This is a genomic window from Paracoccus sanguinis (genome assembly GCF_012689545.1).
Taxonomy (GTDB): domain Bacteria; phylum Pseudomonadota; class Alphaproteobacteria; order Rhodobacterales; family Rhodobacteraceae; genus Paracoccus; species Paracoccus panacisoli.
The window spans coordinates 653,734-677,420 of sequence record NZ_CP051542.1 but is presented as its reverse complement, the minus strand read 5'-3'; the positions used below and the strand labels follow the sequence as shown (position 1 = coordinate 677,420).

18 protein-coding genes are annotated in these 23,687 nt (G+C 72.7%); 9 read left to right on the top strand and 9 right to left on the bottom strand.

Translation table 11 applies throughout. From position 1 onward, the window contains the following. Window position 1 precedes the first annotated feature (1 nt). The 4 genes from HGN31_RS03215 to HGN31_RS03200 all read left to right on the top strand — a co-directional run bounded on the left by HGN31_RS03215 (window position 2) and on the right by HGN31_RS03200 (window position 3,553). Window positions 2–697: a 5-oxoprolinase subunit B family protein gene (locus HGN31_RS03215; protein WP_168782315.1), complete on the top strand. Its 696-nt coding sequence runs from the start codon at window positions 2–4 to the stop codon at window positions 695–697. Further along, the gene (locus HGN31_RS03210) at window positions 690–1,661 is read left to right on the top strand and encodes a 5-oxoprolinase subunit C family protein (RefSeq protein WP_168782314.1); all 972 of its coding nucleotides are present in this window, start codon (window positions 690–692) and stop codon (window positions 1,659–1,661) included. The genes HGN31_RS03215 and HGN31_RS03210 overlap by 8 nt, the downstream gene beginning before the upstream one ends. Before the next feature lie 94 nt (window positions 1,662–1,755). Next, window positions 1,756–2,766: an NAD-dependent epimerase/dehydratase family protein gene (locus tag HGN31_RS03205; RefSeq protein WP_168782313.1), complete on the top strand. Its 1,011-nt coding sequence runs from the start codon at window positions 1,756–1,758 to the stop codon at window positions 2,764–2,766. A gap of 10 nt (window positions 2,767–2,776) precedes the next feature. Beyond that, window positions 2,777–3,553, top strand: coding sequence for an alpha/beta hydrolase family protein (locus tag HGN31_RS03200; protein WP_168782312.1), 777 nt, complete (start codon window positions 2,777–2,779; stop codon window positions 3,551–3,553). Between the two features lie 7 nt (window positions 3,554–3,560). Here HGN31_RS03200 and HGN31_RS03195 read toward each other — a convergent pair whose 3' ends face one another. Next, the gene (locus HGN31_RS03195) at window positions 3,561–5,264 is read right to left on the bottom strand and encodes a hypothetical protein (RefSeq protein WP_168782311.1); all 1,704 of its coding nucleotides are present in this window, start codon (window positions 5,262–5,264) and stop codon (window positions 3,561–3,563) included. After that, window positions 5,261–6,277 carry an alpha/beta hydrolase family protein gene (locus HGN31_RS03190; protein ID WP_168782310.1) on the bottom strand — a complete coding sequence of 339 codons (1,017 nt, stop codon included), beginning with the start codon at window positions 6,275–6,277 and terminating at the stop codon, window positions 5,261–5,263. Before HGN31_RS03190 ends, HGN31_RS03195 begins: the two co-directional genes overlap by 4 nt. Before the next feature lie 376 nt (window positions 6,278–6,653). Here HGN31_RS03190 and HGN31_RS03185 point away from each other — a divergent pair, with 376 nt between their 5' ends. Beyond that, the gene (locus HGN31_RS03185) at window positions 6,654–8,645 is read left to right on the top strand and encodes a calcium-binding protein (RefSeq protein WP_168782309.1); all 1,992 of its coding nucleotides are present in this window, start codon (window positions 6,654–6,656) and stop codon (window positions 8,643–8,645) included. Here HGN31_RS03185 and HGN31_RS03180 read toward each other — a convergent pair. The 4 genes from HGN31_RS03180 to HGN31_RS03165 all read right to left on the bottom strand — a co-directional run bounded on the left by HGN31_RS03180 (window position 8,642) and on the right by HGN31_RS03165 (window position 14,001). After that, complete coding sequence (locus HGN31_RS03180) at window positions 8,642–10,684, bottom strand: glycosyltransferase family 2 protein (protein WP_052176625.1); 2,043 nt, start codon at window positions 10,682–10,684, stop codon at window positions 8,642–8,644. The genes HGN31_RS03185 and HGN31_RS03180 overlap by 4 nt on opposite strands. Then, window positions 10,684–11,580, bottom strand: a complete 897-nt coding sequence (locus HGN31_RS03175) for a glycosyltransferase family 2 protein (protein WP_052176626.1) — start codon at window positions 11,578–11,580, stop codon at window positions 10,684–10,686. Before HGN31_RS03175 ends, HGN31_RS03180 begins: the two co-directional genes overlap by 1 nt. A 31-nt stretch (window positions 11,581–11,611) precedes the next feature. Continuing rightward, window positions 11,612–13,162: a glycosyltransferase family 32 protein gene (locus HGN31_RS03170; RefSeq protein WP_168782308.1), complete on the bottom strand. Its 1,551-nt coding sequence runs from the start codon at window positions 13,160–13,162 to the stop codon at window positions 11,612–11,614. A gap of 95 nt (window positions 13,163–13,257) precedes the next feature. Beyond that, the gene (locus HGN31_RS03165; RefSeq protein WP_168782307.1) at window positions 13,258–14,001 is read right to left on the bottom strand and encodes a CatB-related O-acetyltransferase; all 744 of its coding nucleotides are present in this window, start codon (window positions 13,999–14,001) and stop codon (window positions 13,258–13,260) included. Between the two features lie 161 nt (window positions 14,002–14,162). Between HGN31_RS03165 and HGN31_RS03160 the strand changes: the two genes are divergently transcribed. Genes HGN31_RS03160 through HGN31_RS03145 form a run of 4 tightly spaced genes read left to right on the top strand, consistent with a single transcriptional unit; the run spans window position 14,163 to window position 19,666 of the window. Next, window positions 14,163–15,698, top strand: a complete 1,536-nt coding sequence (locus HGN31_RS03160; RefSeq protein ID WP_168782306.1) for a hypothetical protein — start codon at window positions 14,163–14,165, stop codon at window positions 15,696–15,698. Next, window positions 15,691–16,461: a hypothetical protein gene (locus tag HGN31_RS03155; RefSeq protein WP_168782305.1), complete on the top strand. Its 771-nt coding sequence runs from the start codon at window positions 15,691–15,693 to the stop codon at window positions 16,459–16,461. Before HGN31_RS03160 ends, HGN31_RS03155 begins: the two co-directional genes overlap by 8 nt. After that, entirely contained in the window at window positions 16,461–18,782 is a 2,322-nt protein-coding gene (locus HGN31_RS03150; RefSeq protein ID WP_168782304.1) for a sulfatase-like hydrolase/transferase, read from the top strand. Before HGN31_RS03155 ends, HGN31_RS03150 begins: the two co-directional genes overlap by 1 nt. Then, window positions 18,779–19,666, top strand: a complete 888-nt coding sequence (locus HGN31_RS03145) for a glycosyltransferase family protein (protein ID WP_168782303.1) — start codon at window positions 18,779–18,781, stop codon at window positions 19,664–19,666. The genes HGN31_RS03150 and HGN31_RS03145 overlap by 4 nt, the downstream gene beginning before the upstream one ends. 122 nt (window positions 19,667–19,788) lie before the next feature. Here the strand turns inward: HGN31_RS03145 and HGN31_RS03140 are convergent, their stop codons facing one another. The 3 genes from HGN31_RS03140 to HGN31_RS03130 all read right to left on the bottom strand — a co-directional run bounded on the left by HGN31_RS03140 (window position 19,789) and on the right by HGN31_RS03130 (window position 23,676). Continuing rightward, on the bottom strand, window positions 19,789–21,597 hold the full coding sequence (locus HGN31_RS03140) for a glycosyltransferase family 2 protein (protein ID WP_244961114.1): 1,809 nt from the start codon (window positions 21,595–21,597) through the stop codon (window positions 19,789–19,791). A gap of 64 nt (window positions 21,598–21,661) precedes the next feature. Continuing rightward, a complete protein-coding gene (locus HGN31_RS03135) occupies window positions 21,662–22,480 on the bottom strand; it encodes a hypothetical protein (RefSeq protein ID WP_168782302.1) in 819 nt (272 codons plus the stop codon). Window positions 22,481–22,629: 149 nt separating this feature from the next. Beyond that, complete coding sequence (locus HGN31_RS03130) at window positions 22,630–23,676, bottom strand: glycosyltransferase family 2 protein (protein WP_168782301.1); 1,047 nt, start codon at window positions 23,674–23,676, stop codon at window positions 22,630–22,632. Window positions 23,677–23,687: the final 11 nt, after the last annotated feature.

The window sequence follows — 23,687 nt, the reverse complement described above, 5'->3', positions numbered from 1 at the left end:
CATGGGGTTTCCGCGCTACGTTCCGGTCGCCGACCACGCGCTGCTGATCGAGTTCGGGGCCGAGATCGACGACGCGGTGACCGACCGCGTCCACGCCCTCGACCGGGCGCTCGCCGCCGACCCGCCGCCGGGCCTGCGCGAGACGGTGCCGGCCTTCGTCAGCCTGCTCGTCGATTTCGACCCGCTCGAGACCGACCACGCGGCGGTGGCCCGCGCCGTCGAGGCCGCGCTCGCCCGCCCCGCCCCCGCGGCCCAGGCACCCGCGACCCACGTGGTGGAGGTCTGCTACGACGGCGATCTGGCCCCCGACCTGCCCGAGGTCGCGGCAAGGACCGGGCTTTCAACCGAAGCGGTGATCGCCGCCCATCTGGGCGGCCGCTACCGGGTGGGCATGTTCGGCTTCGCCCCCGGCTACGCCTATCTGTCGGGGACGCCCGAGGCGATCCGCCTGCCGCGCAAGGCGGCCCCGGTGCGCGGCGTGTCCACCGGCAGCGTCATCATCGCCGGCGCCCAGTGCATCGTCACCACGCTGACCATGCCCGCCGGCTGGTGGCGCATCGGCCGCTCGCCGACGCGCATCCTGCTGGACGACCCGGCACGGCCGTTCCTCTTCGACGCGGGCGACCTGATCGAGATGCGCCGCATCGACCGCGCGACCTATGACCGGCGAATGGCCGAGGGGGGCGCGGATGGCTGAGGCCCGCTTCCGCATCGCCTTTGCCGGCCCCCATGTCGCGGTGCAGGACGGCGGCCGGCCGGGGCTGATGCGCTTCGGCGTCACCCGCTCGGGGCCGATGGACCGGCTGGCCCATGCCGCCGCCAACCGGGCGCTGGGCCGCCCGGCCGACGCGCCCGCCGTCGAGGTCTCGCTCGGCGGCCTGACGCTCGACTGCCTCGAGGGGGCAGTGACCGTGGCCGTCGCCGGGGGCGGGTTCGTCGTCGCCCACGACGGGCGGCGGCACGGCTCGTGGGTGGTGCTGCGGCTGTCCGCGGGCGAGCGGTTGCAGATCCGCCCCGGCCACTGGGGCAGCTGGTGCTATCTCGCCTTCGCCGGGACACTGGCCCATGCGACATGGCTGGGAAGTGCCGCGACCCACACCATGTCCGGCCGCGGCGGCGGGCTGCTGTCCACCGGGGGCGAGTTGGTGGTCACCGACCCCGATCCCGCCGCCGCCCCCCACGGCCCGCTGCGCTGCCCGGTCTTCGCCCGGCCGCTGGCCCGCGCCGCCGTGGTGCCCGGACCGCAGGACCACGAGTTCCTGCCCGACGCGCTGCCGACGCTGCTCGGGGCCGAGTGGCGGGTCTCCTCGGCCTATGACCGGATGGGGATGCGGCTCGAGGGGCCGCCGCTGGCGCTGGGCGATGCGCTCTCAATCCCGTCGCAGGCGATCGTCGCGGGCTCGCTGCAGGTCTCGGGCGACGGGGTGCCGACGCTGCTGATGCGCGACCACCAGACGACCGGCGGCTATCCCAAGATCGCCACCGTGCTCGACTGCGACCTCGACCGGGTGGCGCAGCTGCGCCCGCGCGACACGCTGCGCCTCGCGGCCGTGAGCCCCGACGAGGCGATCCGCCGCGCCCGCGCCGCCGCCAGCCTGCGCAGCGCGTGGCTCGACCGGCTGGGGGCCGAGGACCGGCCCGGCAGTGACGCCGACCGCTGAACGCGGGAAAAATCGCCCCGCGCCCGGGCCCGCCCCTTGCCCAATCGTCCATCCCGGCCCATCACCGGAACCGCCCCTGATCGGAGTTCACCCGTTGCAGACCGTTCTCGTCACCGGCGCCGCCGGGTTCATCGGCTTTCACCTTTCGCGCCTGCTGCTGGCCGAGGGGGTCCGCGTCGTCGGGCTGGACAGCCACAATGACTACTACGACCCCGCGCTCAAGGCCGCGCGCGAGGCGCAGCTGATCGCGCAGCCCGGCTACGAGGCCGTGCGCGGCAAGGTCGAGACGCCCGGCCTGCTGGCCGATCTCATGGCCCGGACGCAGCCCGAGATCGTCGTCCACCTCGCCGCGCAGGCCGGGGTGCGCTACTCGATCGAGAACCCGCGCGCCTATGTCGAGGCGAACCTCGACGGCAGCTTCGAGCTGCTCGAGGCCGCCCGCGCCCACCCGCCGCGGCACCTGCTCATGGCCTCGACGAGCTCGGTCTATGGCGCCAACACCGAGATGCCGTACCGCGAGACCGACAAGGTCGACACCCAGATGTCGTTCTACGCGGCGACCAAGAAGGCCAACGAGGCGATGGCCCACAGCTACGCCCATCTCTTCGGCCTGCCGGTGACGATGTTCCGGTTCTTCACCGTCTACGGCCCCTGGGGGCGGCCCGACATGGCGCCCTATCTGTTCACCAGCGCGATCCTCGCGGGGCGGCCGATCCGGGTGTTCAACCACGGCGAGATGCAGCGCGACTTCACCTATGTCGCGGACCTCGTGCAGGGCATCCGACTGCTGATGGACGCGGTGCCGCCTGCGCCGGGCGGTGCGGCGCCCGCCGAGGGCGACAGCCTCTCGCCCGTCGCGCCGTTCCGCGTGGTCAACATCGGCAACGGCGACAGCGTGCCGCTGATGGACTTCATCGCCGCCATCGAGCGCGCGGCCGGGCGCGAGGCGGTGATGGATTTCCAGCCGATGCAGCCGGGCGACGTGCCCGCGACCTGGGCCGACAACAGCCTGCTGCGCCGCCTGACCGGCTACGCCCCCCGCACCTCGGTCGAGGACGGGGTGCGCGACTACGTGGCGTGGTTCCGCGCGTATTACGGCGGGTGAGGCGACCTCGGTGATCGAACTGCCCTTCGCGCCGGGTCTGGGGCTGGACCTGTCCCTTCCCGCAGGACCGGTGCGCGGGCTCGTCGCCTACGCCCACGGCGGCAGCTTCGAGGGCGGATCGCGGCGGGACCGGCTCGCCGCGCATCTGCCGGACCTCTTCCTGCCGCGCGGGATCGCCTTCGCCTCGATCTCGTATCGGCTGCGAGGGCAACCTGCGTTTTCCGACCTGGACCAGGCCGATGTCGCAGCAAATGCGATGCACCGGGCGGCTGAGTTCTACCCCGAGCTTCGCTCGGGCTTGCTCGGACCCTACCTCTACCGTGCCGTTCAGGATTTTCAACGCGCCCTTGACGGCCTGCGCCAGTGCAGTGCCGCGGACGCGCTCGAGCTCGCGCCGGTGGTGACGATGGGATTTTCTGCCGGCGGACTGGCCGCGATGGGGGTCGCTTACGGGCTCGACGGACTGCCAACGGCCCCGCACCCCCCGGCCGGCGCCGTGGCGATCTCGGCCCTTCCCCCACAGCCTTGGCGAATTTCCAAGCCTTGCGTTCCCGGATGGGTGCTGACAGCCCGCGGAGACGCGGTATTCCCGCGCGCCGCCGCCGCCCGCGCCGCGGCGGCGCTGTCTGACGCCGAGGCTCCGGTTGCCTTCAGCATGGTGCCTTACGGCCAGCACAACCGACCGATCCGCGAGCTGACCGATGGGCGCCGGGCGTGCGGCACACGCTGGGACGCCCTGCTGCTCGAACGGGTCGAGGCGCTGCTCACAACCGAAGACCGGACCTAATCGGGCTCTATGATAGCTCGGCGACCCCGTGCCGCATCGCCCGGCGCAGCAGGTCGCCGTCGATCCCCAACTCGTCGCGATGCCGGGTCGCCGCCTCCATGAGCGAGGCGTAGGGGCTGGGCGAAGCGGCGAGGATCGCGTCCACCGCGGCCTCCCACCCGTGGATCAGAAGCTGGCGCGCGCCGTGGTAGTGGATGACCCGGGTGCTGTCAGAAGCCATGCGCGTCGTGCAGTTCCAGTCCGGCGAGAGCCAGCGCACCTGCGGCGCCTCGGGCCGGGCGAGCGCTGCGGGGATCGAGATCGTGTCGAGCCACGGCCGCTTGTTGGGCACATTGTCCGCGGCGTCGATCCGCCGGGCGCTGTCGTGCCAGAGCCGCCCGAAATCGCCGGCCCCGTCGCGGCGGTCGAACATCACCAGCCCGGCGTTGAACACCGGATAGGACGACTGCCCGCCGAGCAGCCGGACCTGCCTGTCCGGCGGCGGCTGGTCCACCGCGGCATACATCGCGGCCCAGTCGTCGGGCCGGCTGCTCCAGCCGTTCACGGTGTCGATGCAGGCCGACATCATGCCGGGCACCGCCTCGTCGAGAAACAGCGACGGGCGGACGAGGATCATGTCGGTGTCCATGAACAGCGCCCAGCCGGGCGCCGCCACGGTCGCGGCGGCGATCAGCTTGTTGCCGGCCGGATATCCATCGGCAAAGTCGTTGTGCAGCGGCTCGATGGACACGCCGTTGGCGGCGAGGAAGGCGCGCGACTCGGGGTGCAGCCCGTCGATCCGGTCGTCGCGGCAGAAACCGGTCAGCCGCATCCGGTCGCGCCCGTTGACGATGAGCGAGGCGACCAGCAGATGCGCCTGGAACTCGAGCGGTCCGGGCTCGACCATGAAGAACACGGTCAGCGGGGGCGTCTCGGGGGAGGGCGCCGCCGCGGTAGGGAGGGCGGGTGCTCGACCCGGGGTAGGGGGTTGGGGGTCAGGCGCTTCGGCCATCGTCGCGGGCCGCGGGACGCGGCGCAGGGCGTCGGGGTTGGCGCCGAAGTCGCGCAGCAGCGTCGTCACGATCTCGGCTGGGTCGGTGCCCGGCTCGACGGCCCGCAGCCGGATCGCGGCACCCGGCAGCGCTGCGGCGAGTGCCGCGGCGATCCCCTCGGGGCTTGCCGCCGCGGGGTCGAACCCGGCCGCGAAGCGCTCCAGGTCGGCCTCGAGATGCCCGCCGCCCGCCCCTTCGGCGTGAAGCGCCGCCATGAGACCCGCGCCCGCCGGCGCACTCAGGATCAGCGTCACCCGCGACGGCTCGATCCCGGCCAGCAGCGCCGGCAGGATCTCGTCGGCGCGGGGGTAGAGCGGCCGCGGCCCGGACGAGGGCGGCCGCAGGTAGGGCTGATACCCCAGCGCCTGGTCATGGCTCAGGACGACGCTGTGCGCCCCCGCCGCGGCGGCCTTTTCCATCACCTCGGCATTGATCCGTGCCACATCGGCCGCCAGCGCCGCGCGGCGCGCCTGCGGCCGGTCACCCTCGATCGACCAGAGCAGCCGCCGCTGTGCCTTGAGCATCTCGGGGAAGCCGAGATTGGCGATCGTCACGCCGGCCTTCGCCAGCCGCCCGCCGTTCCCGGCCAGCGTCGCAGCCAGCCAGCCGCCCGTCACATCGATCAGCGGAACGTGCAGGACGAGGCGCGGGAGGCGCTGGGGCAGAGGGGTTTCGATCATCGGGCCCCACCCCCATCCCCCAGCTTCGCCACCGCCACAGCCTTCGCCTCGGTGGCGAAGCGGTAGCGGTCGATCTCGAGCAGGCGGTCGGCCACGGCGATCACCTCGCGCGGGCTGCGGCGACGGGCGACCTCGGACATGAACTGGCGCGACCATTTGCGCACCGTGCGGCGCGCCCGCATCGCCTGCCAGAACGCCGCGCCGACCGGCCGCCCTGCCGCGACGTCGGCCAGTAGCGGCGGCAGCGCGCCGCATTTCAGCACCACCCGCACCGCCTCGTGCGTGGCGTGGGCCACGCGCAGCCGCTCGGTCGCCGGTCCCGCCAGCCGGTCGGCGTGCAGCCGGTCCTCGGGCACAAGCGGGTCATAAAGCAGCACCAGCCGCGCCAGCCCTGGCGCCGCCTCGGCCGCGTCGAGGAACCGCGGCGTGGTCCAGTCGCTGTTCTTCACCGCCCAGCCGAAGCGCGCCTCGAAGGGCACGATCGCCCGGTTCATCGTCGATTGCGGCGACAGCGCGATCACCGCCGACCCCGGCACCAGCGAGGCGAGGTTGATCGCCCCGAACCCGCCCATCGACGCGCCGAGGAAGATCACCCGCTCGAATCCCGCAAAGAACCCCTGCGCGGCCAGCCCCTCGATCAGCGGGGCCGCGTCGGGGTTGCGGAACCAGTCCTTGGCCATCGACTGGACGCCAAGCACCGAATAGCCGAGCGGCAGCAGCCGGTGGGCGAGCCAGGCGGGGCGGGGCAACGGCTCCTCGACCGTGGCGAGGTTGTCGAGCGACACGACGAGGACCTCTCCGCCGGGCTGGTACCACAGCGCCGCGCGCAGGGCGACGACGCGGAAGGCGCGGTCGGGCCGCGCCTCGGCCAGCGTCACGAGCGGCGGCAGCGCGAGGGCCTGCGGCCCGTCGGCCGCGGGCAGCTCGGCTTCGGCGTCCGCCGCGTCCGGGCGGGGGGCGGGCTCGTCGGGTCCGGGGACCGGGGCAGGAGGCTCGGGAGGGGCGGCGGGCACGGCGGGTCGGGCTTTCGGGTGGTCTGTCCAGCCGTGCCTAGCAACATCGGCCTGGTCTTGCCAGTCCGGGGCGGCACGGCGGGTGAGGGCCAAGCGGCGCGCAGATCGTGCTGGCGCTGGCCACGTCAGCGGGGGACCCAGAGCGCCCTGCCGCGCCTGCCACGACCATGGGCCTCCCGCCCGCCGCGCTGGCTCGCCCGAGGCCGCGCCGGTCGCATCGCCCTGCGGGGCGCGCGTTGCTCGAGCGCGCAACACCACCGAACGGTGCGTCCCCCTTGCGCAACACCGCGCCGCGGCCCCTATTGTCCGGGGCGGACACCCGCGCCGCGTCGGCGGGCCACATCCCGCCGGCGCCGCCTTTCGGCAAGGACAGCACATGATCGACTGGAATTCGCAGACCGCCGACTACGCCATCGTGGCGCTCGAGAACTCGCGCACCGGCGGCACCGAGGTGGCCGAGGGCCGCCCCGCCTTCCGCGCCGACCAGTTCATCGGGATGCGCTCCGAGGCCGAGATCGGCAAGTATCTCGACGCGACCGCCGCCTATCTGCCGCTGGCCAACAGCTTCCGCATGCAGGTCAACGCCAAGTCGCTGCACCCCGACGTCCCCGGCTCGGACATGGTGGCGGCGGCGCTGAGGGCGGTCGCGGCGCGCGGCTACGGCATCATCCTCGTCTACACCGACCCGGTGTTTCACGGCGACCGGCCCAAGGACGACGCCTATTGGGCCGCCAACGTCAGCGTCCTCGACGGCCGCCCGATCGAGCTGGACGGCGAGGTCGTCTCGCGCCGCAACCGCCGGGCGCTCTACAGCTGGGGGGCGGCGTCGCCCGAATACGACCCGGTCGATTACCTGCGCGACGGCTGGGGGGCGGTGCTCGACTGGCTGGACGCCAACCCCGAGGTCAAGGCGCAGGTGCGCGGCTACGAGCTGGTGAACGAGCCCGGGCGCGTCTACACCGACGCAAACAATCCGACCGAGATGCGCGCCTATGCCGAGGCGATGGTCGAGGTCTGGGGTGCGCACAAGAACCGCTGGACCACCGGCGCCTCGTCCGCCCCCGCCCGCATCCTCGTCGACATCGCGGGCGGCGGCTCGGGGCGGGTGGGGGCGCTCGACCGCGTGGCGCCGGGGCGGGCCGAGAGCGCGCTCGACCTGATCCGGGGGCGCATCGGCGCGCCGCTGGTCTGGTCGGTCCACACCTTCACCGACACCTCGCTCGAGGAGTTCCGCAGCCCCGACAGCCACACCGGGCTGGTCAAGCTTGCCGGCGACGACATCCTGATCACCGAGACGCAGTTCGACGGCGACTTCCAGCTCATGGGGGCCGAGAGCGGCCCGCTGCGCGACCTCGCCACCCGATACGGGGTCGCAGGCCGGCCGGGCGTGGCGCTCGAGCCCGCGGATTTCTATGCGAACGGCCGCGCGCGCCTCGCCCCTTGGATGGGGTGGGAGCTGCTGGACCCGATCCTCGGCAGCCGCAATTACTGGGGCGCGCGCGAAAAGCCGTGGTACGGCGCGGCGGGCATCGGCAGCGGCTTCTGGACCCCCGTCGGGTTCGACGCCTCGATGTTCGTGGGCTACTCGGGCAAGAACGTCGAGATCGCCCGCGACATCACCGCCTTCGCCAACCTGATGTGGAGCGCGGGTGATCCGCCGCGGGTCGCGCCGCTGCCCGAGGGGACGGGGTGCGGGGCGGTGGACGTCTGCATCGCCGACGCCGAGGCGATGGTCGCGCGCCGCCCGCATCTCGCCCCGCGGATCGGCGCGGGCTCGGACGGGCCGGACGTGATCGCCGGGGTGGACAGCCCCGAAACCGAGGGCGGGCGGCGCTACTTCCGCCAGGGCGGGAAGGAGCAGTTCGCCGGCCAGACCCGCGAGGACGCCGACTTCCCCTCGAACGGCGACATGGCCTATGGGCGCGGCGGCGACGACCGCATCACGCTCGCAGGCGGCGATGACTTCGGCTTCGGCGGGCCGGGCGCAGACCAGATCGACGGCGGCTCCGGCCACGACGTGCTGCTGGGCGGGGATGGCGACGACAGCATCGGGGGCGGCGAGGGCGACGACGTGGTCGAGGGCGGGGCGGGCAACGACACGCTGTCGGGCGGCCCGGGGGTGAACCTGATCAAGGGCGACGCGGGCGACGACGTGATGATCGCGGGGCCGGGGGTGGACTGGTTCTATCTCGACGCCGCGGGCGACGGGCAGGACACCATCCAGGGCTTCACGTGGGGCACCGACCGGCTGGTGGTGGCCGACCCCTTCACCGGCGACGACAAGCGTCGGGTCGAGACGTTGAACACCTCAGCCCCGCTGACCGAGCACGCTTACGCGCCCGGCGGCACCGTGGTCTTCGTCCCCTAGAACAGGGTGGCGAAACGTTCGGGCAGGCGGTAGAGGCCCCGCGACTTCACCGGGCCGAAGAACCAGTTCCCGGTCGAGGCCGCCTGCTGCCGCCCCGCCTGCATCCGCTCGACCACCTCGGGAAACTCGGCCTGCTCGGCCTCGGGGGTCATGGCGCGCAGCCGCTCGAACCCGGCGGTGCCCTGCGCCCAGGTGCTGGACGAGGCGCCCGCCGGGGTGCCGGTCTTGCCGGCGATGAACGCCTGCCGGTCCTTGAGCCGCGCGGTCGAGATCGCGTCGTCCATGTAGCGCAGGTGAAACAGCCAGAGTTGCGGGTCGAGCCGCACATCGGCGATGTTGGACCCGTGCCCGCCGACCGAGAACTTGATCCGGCGCCGGATCAGACACGGCTTGGCGTAGTTCGAGTTGATGCGGAAGTTGCGCCGCACCGACAGGATCGGCCGGTCCGCGGTGATCGGCTCGGGCTCGGTCGCGGGCGTGTGGACGATCTCGACCGCGAAGGGCGAGATCACCGGCGCCGCCAGCCCGCGCGCGAACAGCCCGTCGAGATAGGCGGTCAGGTTGAGCCCGGTCGCGGGATCCGGCGCCACCAGCTCGTCCACGTCGTTGCAGAGCACCCAGTTGTAATAGAGCGTGAGGCCGCTGGCGAAGTCCGACAGCGCCGCCCAGCGCCGCCGGTCGAACCCCGAGAGGTCGTCGCCGCGCGGCAGCGGCACGATGTTCGTCCCCGCCGCGATCCGGTCGATCCCGGCATCCTCGCCATGCCGCAGGACATAGAGGTTCTCGCGCCCCGCGAGCGGCGCGTAGTAATCGACCCAGCGCTGCAGAAAGACATGGTCGCCGCGGACCATGGTGACACAGGCGAGCCGGGCGCGTGACGGGTCGGGGGATTGTCGCCGCGGGGCGCGCGCGGGGACCGGCGACGCAGCGGGCGGCACCACGGTCGCGGTGTCCACCGTCTGGCCCTCCGCCGCCGGCGCGGTGATCTGCTTCGGTTCTGGTGCGCTTTCGGGCGCCGCGTCCGCGACCCCCTCAGGTTCCCGCGCCGCAGCGGCCTCAACCGCGCCCTCGCCGTCCTGCGACGCGACCGGCGCCCCCGGTGCCGCCTCGGTCCCGCGCGTCTCGGCCCGTTCCAGCGGCGCGATCCCCGGCGGCAGCGCCGCGCCGAAGATCCAGCGGACCCGGCGCACGCCGACGGTCTGCGCCAGAAGCTGGTCGGGCAGCGTGCCCAGCCCCGCGTCCTTCAGCACCTCGCGCTTGCGGTAATGCAGGATCGTCGCCCGGTCCTCGGGCAGCGGCTTGCCGCGCAGGATGCCGCCGATCGAGTAGTTGTAGCGCTCGTCGAGCAGCGCCCATTGCATTCCCGCCCGCAGCATCGCGATCGGCATCGACATCTGGTCCAGATACGGCCGCTTGTTCTCGACGTCCTCCAGCGCGTCGATGCGCTGCGCCGTCTCCATCCAGACCTCGGCGAAGCGGCGGCGGTCGGGGCTGCGGTGGCGCTCGTCGATGACCAGCAGGCCGGCGTTGAAATAGGGCGCGACCTCCTCGCGCTGGTCGCGGGTCATGGTGATGCGCTCTTCGGGAACCTCCATCCCGAAGGCGCCGTAGAGCCGCGGCCAGATCGACTGGTCCGACCAGCGCATCGAGGTCGAGGGCACCACCCCCACCGCGCCCGCGCGCACCAGCTCCTCGACCCCGCAGGGCGCGATCACCAGCATGTCGCTGTCCAGAAACGCCGCGTAATCGGTGTCCTTGGGGTCGAGCGCGGCGAGGATTTTGTTGCCGTGCGGATAGGGCGGATCGAACCGCCCCTCGGTCTCGATCGGCCGGATCTCGCAGTTGAGCCGCCGCAGCACCTCGACGGCGGCGGCGTCCATCTCGCCCCAGCGCGGCGCCGGGCAATAGCCGATCAGCCGCACCTCGGGCGGCATGTGCACCCGGATCGAGGCCGCCAGATGGCAGGCCATGTAGAGATAGCCCGGCGGCTCGACGACGAAAAACAGCGTCAGGCTCGGCGACTGGCTTGGCGCGCCCATCAGAACACCCCGTTGAAGCGTTCGGGTAGCCGCCAGGTCCCGCCCGGCCGCCCGCCGCCCATCAGCGTGAAGGGCGGGCGCAGGATCGGCGTCTCGACCATGGCGCGGCGGAACTCGGGGTGGTCGATCGTCTCGCCCTGCGGGCGCGTGGCGGCAAGCGCCCGGAACGTTCCCTCGACCGAGTTCCAGCCCCAGTTGCCCTTCGTCATCGCCGCCTGCTCCTCAGGCGTCCTACCCTCGAGCCTGCGCGCGAGGCTCTTACGGAACCGTCCCATCGAGTAGTCCCAGTCGATGAAGCGCAAATGGAAGTTGTAAAGGTTCGGGTCGAGCGTGATCTCGGCGTGGTTGGCGCCGTGGCCGCCGGCCTTGAACTCGGTCGGGCGCGAGATCAGGCAGGGCTTCGCGTAGTTCGAGTTCAGCCGATAGCAGCGCCGCGGCCCGACGATGGGCTCGCCGGGGACGAGCGGCTCGGGCTCGATCTCGGGGATGTGCACCATCTCGACGGCAAAGCAGGTCAGCGCCGGCGGCACCCGCCGCCGCGCGGTGATCTCGGCCAGATACCCCGGCAGATCGTCGCCCGCCGCGGGGTCGAGGACGACGAACTCGTCCACGTCGTTGACCGCCACCCAGTCGAAGAACTGCGTCAGCGCCGAGCCGTGCAGCGACAGGATCTGCCAGCGCCGCTGGTTCACAGATTTCCGCAGCGCGTCATAGGGCAGGCGGATGACGTTGCAGCCCGCCGCGATGCGCGCCACGTCGGCGTTGCCGCCGTGGTTCAGGACATAGATGTGCTCGTCCGGCAGCCAGCGCCGCCAATGCGCGATCCAGCGCTCGAGAAAGAAATCCTCCTCATGGACCATGGTCAGGGCGGCCAGGGGGGCCTTGGGTCCGCTCATCGCGCCACAGTCCTCGTTGTACCGCAGCCTTTTAGCCAGCCGCAGGGGCAGGGTGCAACCATGCCGGCTCGGGCCGGTCGGTCAGCCGGAACGCGACGAGCGAGCCGAGCCGGCCGCCGTCCTCGCGCACCGCCAGCGGGCGGTAGGCCAGCCCCTGCACCCGCAGCCGGTCGTTGAACCCGGCTGCCCCGCCCCCGGGCGAAGCCGCGACCACCACCGCGTCCTCAGCCATCAGCGGCCGCGCCGCGATCAGCGTGCCGAGCGCCGACAGGTCGGTGTCGGTGAAGAGCACGAAATCGAACCCCTCGTCCCCCGCGGCGGCGCGGGTGTCGGGGCGGGCGACGAAGGCGCGCTCGTCCCCGGCGGCGGCCAGCACGCGGTCGGGGAACCGCGCGGTCAGCCAGGCGCCGGCGGCGCCGACATAGGCGGCCCGGCGGGGCGGGTCGGGGTCCTTGGGCTGCGCCCAGCCGCCCGCATCGACCGAGGCGATCCGCAGCGCCGGATTCATTCGCAGCGCGGCCGCGATCAGGTGCCCGGTGTCGTGCCCCACCACCAGCGCGCGCCGCGCCGAGGCGAGCCAGCCCAGCAGCGCCGCCCGCAGCCCGCGGTTGGCGGTCCTGAGCTTGCTTTCGGCCAGCGGGTGGTTCTGCAGGTGGCGATAGAAATGCACTCCCTGGAACCGCGCCGGCAGACCCTCGGCCGCCATCGCCGCCGCCAGCGCCTCGCCGAGGGCCTGGAAATCCGCGGTGACCTCGGGTCCGTCGAGCGTCTTCTGCGCGCTCGCCGCGGCGGCCTCGGCCGCCTCGCGCCGTGCGCTGTCGCGCTCGGGGCGCGGCGGGGCGGTCTCGCCGCCCGCGGCGGCCAGCCGCTCGAGGATCGCCGCCCGCCGGGCCTCGATCTCGTCGGCCGACAGCACCTCGTCGGACGGCCCGCCCTCGCGGTTATAGGCCCACATCGAGGTGCCCCATTTCTGCTCGGCATAGACCCGGTCGGGGCCGTCATACCACTGGTCCGGCGCGCTCTTCTGCCACGGCACGAAGTAATGCACCGGCCAGATCCGCAGCGTGTCGTCGCCCGGCGCCAGCTCCCGGATCATCCCCCAGAGGAAACGGTTCCCGGTCGAGGCCTCGGGCTTCCTCAGCTCCCACGGGGCGAGCGTCGCCAGCCGGTCGATCACCGCGCCGACGAAGGGGTTGCCCGGCTCGCAGGCGAGGATCGGGCAGACGCCGCGCCACGGGTCGCTCTCGGGGCGGTCGTGGACGGTATAGGCGCGGGCGCCGTCGAGCAGCTCGTCCACCGGGTGCAGGCAGATCGCGTCGGCATCGGCCATGAACCCGCCGTAGCGGTAGAGCAGCTCATAGCGCATCATGTCCTGCACCCCGGCCCAGGCGCCGCGCCATGCGTATTCGTTGATCAGCGCCCGCAGCCGAAACGGATGGCCGGTCAGCGTGTCGTTGCCAAAGACCGTGTAGCTCCAGTCCGGATGGGCGGCGGGCCAGCTCTCCATCCAGCGCCGCGGGGCGGGGCGGGGGCCGATCCAGATATGGGACAGGCGCCGGGGGATGGGGGGCGGGGCGGTCATGGGCGGTCCTCGAAAGGCGCGGCGGAGTGGGGCGGGGCGCAGGTGCGCGGGGGATCTGGGCAGCGGCGCGGGATGCGACCCCGCGCGGTATCCCGTCAGGCCCCGGCTGCGTCAACTCCCGTGATGGTGCCGTCCTTCAGGTGCCGTGCCAAAGGGCGATAATCGTAGGGCTTCGCCTGCCAGCCCGCCCGCGCGGCCTCGGCCTCGGCGACGAACGCCTCGGGCCGGTCGAAGGGCAGGTCGATGATCGAGGCGGGCTCAGCCTCCCACCAGGCCAGCGCGGCGAGGCGGCGGCTCACCTCGGGGTCGAGGCGGGGCCGGATCACCCGCGCCGGGACGCCGCCGACGATGGCATAGGGCGGCACGTCGCGGGTCACGACCGCACCCGCGGCGATCACCGCCCCGTCGCCGACATGGATGCCGCCCTTCATGAGCACGTCCTGCCCGATCCAGACGTCATGGCCGATGGTGACCGGCGCCGACCCCCGCCCGGCAAAGCGCAGCGGCGCCTGCGGCTCGGGCATCCGACAGCGGGCGCGCGTCCGGGGCGCGTAGAACCGCGGGCTGGTCGAAACCCAGTCGTGCGGATGGTTATCACCCATCACCCGGACGTTCTCGGCGATCGAACAGTAGCGGCCGATCCGGGTGCAGGGGAACCACGAGTGCGAATAGCTGTAGGCCCCGAGCGGCATGAGCCGCCCGCCCGGATGCTGGCCGAAGCGCTCGAACGCCGCCTGCGCGTGCTCGAGCCGCGTCCCGTTGCGCAGCTGCGGCCAGGCGATCAACCCGCTCTCGCCCGCCCGGCGCGTATCGGTGACGATCCACTCCTGATTAGCCATTCCGTCCGTCCTTTCCGCAGCCCACCCGGCCGCCGTCCCCTCCGCCGCCCCAACCGCGCCCGCAGCCACGCCGCGGCTGGCATCAGCCGGCGTTTATCCCTACTGTGCCGCGCGAACCAGAGACCCCCGCCACCCCCGCGCAGGCCGGAAAGGACGACCCCTTGAGCAGCACCAGCGATCATCCCGGCTTTCCCGTCCGCCAGGGGGTGCTGGTGCGGGCGCGGAACGGCGACCTGATCCGCTATGATGCGACCGGGGTCACGCTGCGCCTGTCGGACCGGGTGATCGAGGATATCCGCCAGCGCCTCGGCGCCGCCCCCGTGGCGGCCGGTGGCGCGGCCGCGCCCGCCAGCGCGGGCGACCTCGCCGCGGCCGAGGCGGCGCTCGAGGCGGTGGACGCCTGGGACATCCGCATCGAGGGCGAGTGGCTGCGCTTCTCCGCCCGGCTGCCCGGCCGGCAGGGCGCGCGCGGCTTCCGCAAGCGCCTGCCCCGCCCCGAGGGCGGCAGCACCGGCGGGATCATCGCCGACGCACCCGGCCCGCTCATGGGCATCCTCGGCCTCGGCGGGGCGCGGGCGGCGCTGGCCTCGGCCGAGCGGCCCGGCTTTCCCTTCCACGTCCTCGGGGCCGACGACGACATCGGCGCGGTCGGCCAGTCCGGCGTCGATGCGGCCGCCGAAACCGACGGGCTGGACCAACTGCGCGAGGTGACGCACGAGGCGCTGGTCGCCGACGCCTGCCTCGGCTGGCAGATCGAGAAGCACGGCCCCCTGCCGCTCTTCGTCGCCCGGGCCGAGACCGACCGCGCCGCCAGCGCCGCGGAACTCGCCCAGGGGCCCGCCTTCGACAACCTGATGATCGCCGCCGCCAACCTGCGCCGCGCCGCCACCGCGCTGGGCAAGGAGCCGCGGATCTTCTGCGTTTCGCTCGACTTCGCGCTCGAGGAGCTGTCGGGCAGCGCCACCGCCTACCGCGACGCGATGATCGCCCTGATGGCGCGGATCGAGGCGGGGCTGGCCGCGCAGGGCTACGACCGGCCGCTCTTCGTCACCCGCCTCGACGCCGGCGCCCCCGGCCGCGCCACCGAGGCGCAGGTCGCCGGCCAGTGGGAGCTCGCCTGGAACCACGGCGACCACCGGCTGATCACCTCGGCCCCGGGCTACATGTTCGAGACCGACGCCTACGACCGCCCGACCGAAGCCGCCCGCCGGCGCATGGCCGAGATGACCGCCGCCGCCGTCACCGCCGCCACCCCCCGCCCGCGCGAGCCGGACCCGCTGACCGACGGCTGGCGCTGCCCGATCTTCCACCTCGCCGAGATCGAGGCCGATGCGGAGGGCGCCCCGGTGATCCGCATGATCGCGCAGGCGCTGGCGCCGCTGGTCCTTGATGCGGCCGAGGCGCCGGGGGGCGGGCATCCGGTCGGCTTCACCCTGCGCGGGGCCACGAACGGGGCGCGGATCACCGGCGTCTCGCTCGACCCCGCCGACCCGCAGACCGTGCGCCTGCACCTCGACCGCGCGCCCGAGGGCGAGGCGGTCAGCGTCGCCTATGCCTGGGGCGCGCCCGATGCGGACGCGGGCCAGGCGGTGCGCGACGGGTGGGAGCTCGCCGCCGCGGATGGCGGCACGCTGCACCGCTGGGCGCTGCCCTGCGTGCTGCCGGTCCACCCCGGCCGGGGGGCGCGCCATGACTGACGCCGCCCCGATCCAGATCGACCGCGACCTGCCCGAGGCGATCCTCGCCGACGCCCCCGCCGCCGCCGTGGCGGCGCTGGTCCGGGCCTCCGGCGGCGTCTGGCTGCGCGGCCGCCCCGAGGACTTCCCGCGCACCCCCGACGGCGCCCCCGCCGGCTGGTCAACCGGCGATGACCGCCGCGCGGTCCCGACCGACCCCGCCGAGGGGCAGGTGATCGTCGCCGAGGCCGAGGGGCAGGCGGGCCTCGTCTGCCGCACCGGGCTGCACGGCGGGATGGTGCTCGAGGGCCTCGCCCCCGGCCGCGCGATCACGCTCGCGGTGGTGTGGCATCCGCACCGGACCGAGCCCGCGCGCACGCTCCTCTGCCTCAACCCCAGCGCCGCGGGCGGGGCCTATCTCTTCCTCTCGCACGGCGAGGACGGGTTCACCCTCAAGGACACCGCCGAGCAGGCGGTGCTGACCGTCCCCGACGCCCGCCGCGACGGCGCCCCCGCGCGGATGCTGGTCGTCAGCGCCGGGCCCTCGGGCCTCGCGCTCTGGCAGGACGGCGGCGCCGTCGTCCGCGCGTCGGCCGAGATGGACCCGCTGCCCGCCCGCGCCGATCTCTTCATCGGCTGCCGCAGCCAGCGCCGCGGCCTCGCCAAGACTCTCGGCGCCAGCCTCATCCGCGAGGTCATCGTCCTGCCCGGCCAGCAGGCGCTGTCGGACGAGACCGGCCCGGCGCTCGCCGCGCTCGCCGCGCATTTCCGCTGGGGCCTCTGATGGCGTTCCGGCCCGAGCGGCTCGCCGAGGGGAACCTCTGCGTCATCTGGGTCGACGACATGATCGACGTCTGGACCTGGCGCGAGGCCTTCGGGCTGCGCATCGAGACGCCGAACCTCGACGCGATGATGGCCCGGGCGGTGCGCTTTTCGAACGCCTACGCGACCGTGCCGCTCTGCGCCCCCTGCCGGGCCGAGATCGCCACCGGGATCTCGCCGTTCCGCAGCGGGCTGGTGGACCTCAACCGCTTCTGGCGCGACGTGATGCGCCCCGAGAAGGCCTGGGCGCACGACCTGCGCCGGGCGGGCTGGCACAACTTCACCACCGGCAAGGTGGATGCCAACTACAAGCCGATGCCCGCGGCCTACCGGCGGATGCTGTTTCACGAAGACCTGCCGGCGGCCGACGATTCCAACCGGCTGCGGGTCAAGGAATACCTCGACCGCGGCCCCGGCATTCGCGGCGTCAACCACCCCGACGACGACGGGGCGCAGGACGACCGCTTCTACGACTGGACGGTGGCCGAAAACGCCATCCGTTTCCTCGACCGCGCCGACCCCTCCCGGCGCAACCTGATCCAGCTCGGCTTCAAGCACCCGCATTACAACCTGGAATCGCCCGACCGCTTCTACGCCCAGTACGACCCGGCGGCGATCGTCTGGCCGTCCTCGGCCGCGCCCGAGGACTACTTCGGCCCCCAGCCCGGCTTTGCCGTCTATGAGGCCGCCTATATCGCCAACGGCCGTTGGACGCCGGAGAAATCCGGCGACGAGGCCTGGCGGCAGGTGGTGCGCGCCTATTTCGCCGCGACCAGCCACGCCGACCACGAGATCGGCCGCTTCATGCGCGCGCTCGAGGCCTCGCCGCTCGGGCGCGACACCACGGTGGTGTTCCTGTCGGACAACGGCTTCAACCTCGGCACCCACGACAGCTTCCACAAGATGAGCCAGTGGGACAGCGCGGCCCACGTCCCGCTGGCGATCTGGCACGCGGAGCTCGAGGGACGCACGGTCGACCTGCCGGTCTCGCTGCACAACCTGCCCAAGACGCTGATGCAGCTCGCGGGCCTGCCGCCGCGCCCCGACTGGACCTCGGGGCAGAGCCTTCTGCCGCTGATCGACCCTGTGTTCGGGACGTATGATCGCAGCAAATCCCCGGTCACCAGCGTCTTCGGCACGCTGTCGGTGCGCCCCTCGACCGAGGGGCTGACGCATCTGCGCTATTTCCGCTACCCGAACGGGGAAGAGCACGTCTACGACCTCGCCGCCGACCCCGGCGAGACGACCAACATCGCCGCCACCGCGCCGGTCGAGACGCTGCGCGCCGAGCTGGTGGCGGGTGCGCTCGACCTCGGGCTCGACCTGCGCGGGTTCGAGAACCCGGCCCGCGGGGTCAACGCCATGATGGCCGTGGACGGCAGCGTGGTGATGGCCGGCGGGCGCGGCGACACCGACTACTGGGCCTACGGCCCCGCCGCCGAGCGCATCCGCGAGACCCGCGACGGCGGCATGGACACGCTGTGGTTCATGGCCGGGCCGGACGACTACGTCCTGCACTGCCCGCCCTATGTCGAGCGCATCCGCATCGCCACGGTGCTGACCCGCAAGGAAACCGACCTGACCGAGGGCAAGGTGCTGCGCATCGTCGCCCACCCCTCGAGCCCGATCCACTTCGAGACCTCGGAACGGGTCGAGGTCGACGTGACCGGCTCGGACGGCGACGACATCATGCTGGGTCCGAAATACGGCGGCGCGACCTTCCATGGCGGGGCGGGCAACGACCTGCTGAAAGCCATCGCCACGCTGCCCTCGAGCCACCACCGCTTCTATGGCGGCGCCGGGTCGGACACGCTGATGGGCGGGCCGGGGGCGGACACGCTCGACGGCGGCACCGGCGACGACGTGATCCACGGGCGGCGCGGGCGCAACACGATCTTCGGCGGCCACGGCAACGACCTGATCACCGACGGCGACGGCAGCTCGCGCATCGACACCGGCCCGGGCCGCAACCGCGTGGCGCTGGGCTCAGGCGACGACGAGGTGTTCGTCGGCACCGGCGTCAACCTCATCTCGCCCGGCCCGGGCAACGTCCGCTTCACCATCGGCTACGGCGGGGTGACGGTGATCGAGACCTGGCGCCCCGGCCAGATCTACGACCTGACCGCCTGGCCCGCGCCCCCCGCGCTGACCGACTGCGGCGCGGGCGTGGTGCGGCTGAACCTCGGGCTGTCGTGGGTCGAGCTACGCGAGGTCGGCGACCCGGCCGCGGTCGCGGGGCAGGTGGTCGGGCCCGAGGGGCCAGCGAAGGAGCGCAGGGGATGAAGATCGCGGCTGTCACCCATGTCCGGAACGACGACTTCTACCTCGGGAAATGGGTCGATCATTACGGTCAGCTGCTGGGGCGCGAAAACCTCCACATCCTGCTCGACGGGTCCGACTGGCAGTCGGGCGTCGATCTGACCGGCACCAATGTCACGGTCGTCGAGCGCCAGATCACCCGCATGAACCGGGTCCGCATCGACCGCCGCATGGCCCGCCTTCAGCACGAGGCGATGGCGCGGCTCTTCGGCGAACTTGGGGTCGACGCGGTGATCAAGGGCGACGTTGACGAGCTGATCGTGCCCCACGCGGGCCGCTCGATCAGCGAGGCGGCGGCGCAGGTGCGCGAGGCGGGGGTGGTCTATTCGCTGGGCGTGGACGTGGTCCACAACACCGCCGCCGAGCCGCCGCTCGACCCCGCCCGCCCGGTCATGTCGCAGCGCCATTACGGCGTCATCAGCCAAAGCTACTGCAAGGTGAACCTCGTCGGGCGCGAGGCCTTCGCCGCAGGTGTCACGGTCAACGCCGGCGGCCACCGGGCCAGCGCCTGGCCCGTGCACGTCAGCACCGGCTACACCATGCTGCACCTCGGCTTCTGCGACCGCGGTTTGTGGGAGGAGCGCACCCTCCCGCGCCTCGCCGCGGACCGGGAGGGGGCCTTCAAGGCCTATTTCGACGACCGGGTGCGGATCTACGACGGGCTCGCGGCCATCACCGAGTTCCACGACCTCGACAGGGCCGCCGCCCGCGCCGCGGCGGAGCTGAGCTTCGACGCCGCGGGCAACCGCCTGACCGCGGCCAGCAAGTTCAGCGGCGGCAACCTGCGGGTGTTCGACAGCGCCGACTATGCGGTGCGGCTGGACGACCGCTTCGAGGGCGTGTTCTAGCACCCTTACGCGACTTCAAACGGGCGGCAAGCTCTTGCAGCCTTCGCCCGCCCGTCATCCCTGTCCAGATATCCCCGCCGGAGGCACCACAGCGTCAGCCGCCCACGCGGCGGCCAACCGCTTCAGCGCCGGCGCCAGACGAGCGATCCGCCCTCGGCCTGCGCCACCTCCTCCTCGAACCCCACGGCGGCGAGCGCGGGGCCATACTCCGCCCGCATCCGGTCGCGGTCTGCGGCGCTCTCGAACGGCAGGACGATCCGCCGCACCGTTTCGAGCGGCGCCGCCGCCAGCATCGCCGGCGTCACCCCGGCGGCGGGCGAGACCCGCAGCGCGTCGGGCCGGAAGTCGCGCAGATAGGCCGCGAGCCCCGCCGCCGCCGCCGCCGTGTCGCCCGGCAGCCGCAACGGCCCCGAGACCACCCGCAGCCGCGCCGTCTCGTCCAGCCCGTTGCGGCGCTGGATCGCCTGCGCCGCCGCGGCCACCCCGGCGCGCGTCTCGTGACACATCGCCACGAGCGCCGGGTCGGCCTTCAACGCCTTGAGCACCGGCAGCCCCACCCCCGCGCCGAGGTCAAGCACCCGCGCCGCCCCGCCGATCTGCGCCACGATGTTGCGCGCCGCGCGGCGGTCGAACTTGCCCGCGAGGATCGCCATCACCGCCTCGCCCGAGAACACCTGCGGGTCGGCGGGCAGCAGGATCTCCTGGTTCGCCACCCACTCGACCGCGCCCTCGGGCGAGGGGGCCGCGGTCCCGGCCAGATAGGCGTCCGCGGCGGGGGCGGGCGCGGCCGCCCTGTCGCCGGCCTCGGCCCGGCGCGCGGCCACCTCGTCGGCGGTGCGCCGCTCGACCCGGCTCATCATCGCGGCGATCTTGGCCGGGTCGCGGGCCTGCGGGGGCTTGGCCTCCACATCCGTGATCGGCACCCGCCCGGCCTCGATCAGCGAGGCCCTGAGCCCCTGATAGGCCGCCGTCTCGCGCAGCTCGCCCAGCCGCGCCTCGACGCGGGCGAGCGCCGCCTCGTGCAGCCGCGCAAGCTCGGGGTCGGTCAGCAGCGCCGCCATGATCCGCGCCCGCTCGGGGGCATGGCGCAGGATGCGGCGATCCTCGACCTCGTTGCGGTCCTGAAGCGACCAGTAGTCGGCGTTGTACTTGTCCTTCTTGTTGTTCACGTTGCCGCGCAGCCGCCGGATCGCATAGGCGTCGATCGACTTGACGGCGTAGTGGTTCATCTGCGCCCAGTCATAGCCCAGCGTCCGCCGGATCGACCGCCAGCCGCGGAACTTGAAGTAATCCTCCATCGGCTGGCCCGAGCCGTTGAGCCAGCGCACCGTGTCCGGGAACCCGTCCTCGAGGTGCTTGTTGCGGATCGAGGGCCGGTGGATGCCGAGCTTCCAGTACTCGGGGTCGAAGCGGAACAGCGTCTTGACCCCCCAGCCCTTGTTCCAGAGCGGCGGCGCGGCCCGCGTGTACTGCTCGGTCACCGGCGCCCGCGACCAGTCCGTGACCCCGTTCGAGCCGAAGATGCGCCAGGTCACGACGATCCCGTTGGCGCCCCTGGCCACGGCGTCGTCGAGCATCCCCGCGACCGTCCCCGAGGGGTGGTTCACCGACAGGAACTCGTCGGCGTCGAACACCATCACCCAGTCCGCCGCCGCCACCAGCGGCTCGTCCTGCGCGTAATTCAGCGCCGAGGGCTGCGGCTTGACCCCCTCGGGGATGGCGTTCTCGCGGTGATGGGCGAGCCCCAGCGCCTCGAGCCGCTGCAGCATCTCGACGGTGCCGTCGGTGCAGTCGTTGGTGTACACCAGAAGATCGGTGAACCCGACCGCGAGGTGATGGGCCACCCACTCGAGAAGATAGGGCGCCTCGTCCTTCATCATCGACACGGCGAGGATGGTGCCGTGGGGGGAGGTGGGTTTGACGGTCAGCACGTCCGTTCCCTCAGCGTCGTCGTCACGGCAGGCTGTGCGGGCACGCCGGCCCGAGGGCGGCGGCTCACGCCTCGAGCGCGCCGGCCGGGTCGATCCCCACCTGCTCGCACATCCGCGCCGCGTAGCTGTTCGCCAGCGGCGGGTTCTTGCGCCAGTAGGGTTTGGTCCCGTTCGTGTAGAGATGCACCGAAACGGTCTGGTCGGTGAAATGCCCCTCGACCCGGCCGTAGGGGTCGAAGAACACGTCGTTGAGCTGGAACGGCACCGGGTAGAGCACGTCCGGCGTCATCGCCCGCGCGATGTCCCCGGTCTGCTGCGCGAACCAGGTGAACGCCTGCGGCCCGAACGCCGTCCGCTCGGTCTTGTAGATCGCCGCGGCGTGCGTCAGCCCCCCCTTCTCGGTCAGCTTGTCCATCTGCCGGCGCTGCTTGCGGCTCCACCAGGCGGGATAGTCGGGCAGGTTGTCGTAATAGTCGATCAGCCGGTCCATCAGCTCGCACTGCTGCGGCAGGCCGACCACGCCGCAGTTCAGCGCCCCGCGCATCCCGTGGCCTGCGAACACATAGTCCCATTCGTCGGGAAAGGGCTTGTGGCAGAAGGCGTCGCAGTCGATCCACAGCGCCCCGGTTTGCGCGATCATCTTGTAGCGGAAGACGTTCGACAGGAACGAGGCCGAGGTCGCCTCGACCAGGTCCATGTCCAGCGCCATGATCTCGGACGCGGGGCGGATCACCACCCCCTCGGGCGCATTGTCCACCGCGTCGGTGCAGTAGAGCGTGACCGGATGCCCGTGATCGAGATGCGACTTGAGGCAGAGCTGGTTGAGGTAGTGCAGCTTCTCTCCGATCCACAGCGAGGCGACGGGGCGGCGGGTCTGGGTCATCTGATCCTCGGGGTGACGGCGGACGGGGGCGGCAGGTCGTCGGCGGCGGGCGCCGCGCAACGGTCGGGCGTCTTTTAGCCGTCCGGCGCGGGCCTTTCCAGAGGCGGTGGGCCGTCCCGGGGGCAGCGGCGCCGAACCTGCGCCGTGCCTCACCCCTCGTCGGCGCGGCCCTTCGGGTCCGGCTGGGCGTGGCGGCGCAGCTCGCACAGCGCGAGCTGCTGCTCCATCGGCAGCACCGGGGTGTCGGGGACCTGCACGAGATGCGAGTAGAGCAGGAAGCTCTCATGCGCGCGCAAGAGCGCCGCGATCCGGGCGCGGCGGTGGGCAATGCCGGCGTCGTGCAGCCGCGCCACCTCGGGGTCGGCCCGCAGCGCGGCGATCCCCGCCTCGATGCCGGGCAGGTGGCGCTGGATCGACAGGTCCTCGACGGCGTTGAAGTTGCGCTCGACCCAATAGGCGAGGTCGATGGCCATGTCGCTGCGGTTCGGCCGGCCGCGCCGGGTCTTGACGAGGAAGCTCTCGGCCGACCCCAGCGCATAATGGTTGACCTGCGCGAGCGCGTATTTCGGCTCGGTCGAGATGGTGAACGACCCGAACCGCCGCCGCACCCGCGCGCCGTTGCCGTCCACCCAGGCCGCGCCGATCGCCGCCCCCGCCTTGCCCTGCGGCAGGTGGACGCCGAGCCGCCGCACGTCGGGGGTGACGCGGAACAGCGTCTTGACCTGGCTCGCCCTCAGCGGCCAGATCATCCGGTCGGGCGCGGCCCGGCGGAACTGGGAGGTCACCGGCGCCGGATCGAACCGCAGGATGCCGCCCGAGCCGAACATCCGCCAGGTGACCACGAAGCCCTCGGCCTCGGGCACGGCGGCGAAGAGGTCGTCCAGCCGCCCGTCGCCCGCGTGGATCACGAGGAACTCGTCCACGTCCGCGACCATCGCCCAGTCGGCGGCGCGGAACAGCGGGTGGTCCTTGGCCCGCGTCAGCGCCTGCCACTGGATCGCCTTCTTGCCCTGGCGCGGGTTCGGGACATGGGTGACGATCCCCAGCGCCGCCAGCCGGTCCAGCAGCGCGTCGGTCCCGTCGGTGCAGTCGTTCGAGTAGATCAGGAAATCGGTGAAGCCGATCAGCCGGTGATAGGCGATCCATTCGAGCACGAAGGGCGCCTCGTCGCGCATCGTCGAGATCATCAGCCGCATGAGCGCCCCTC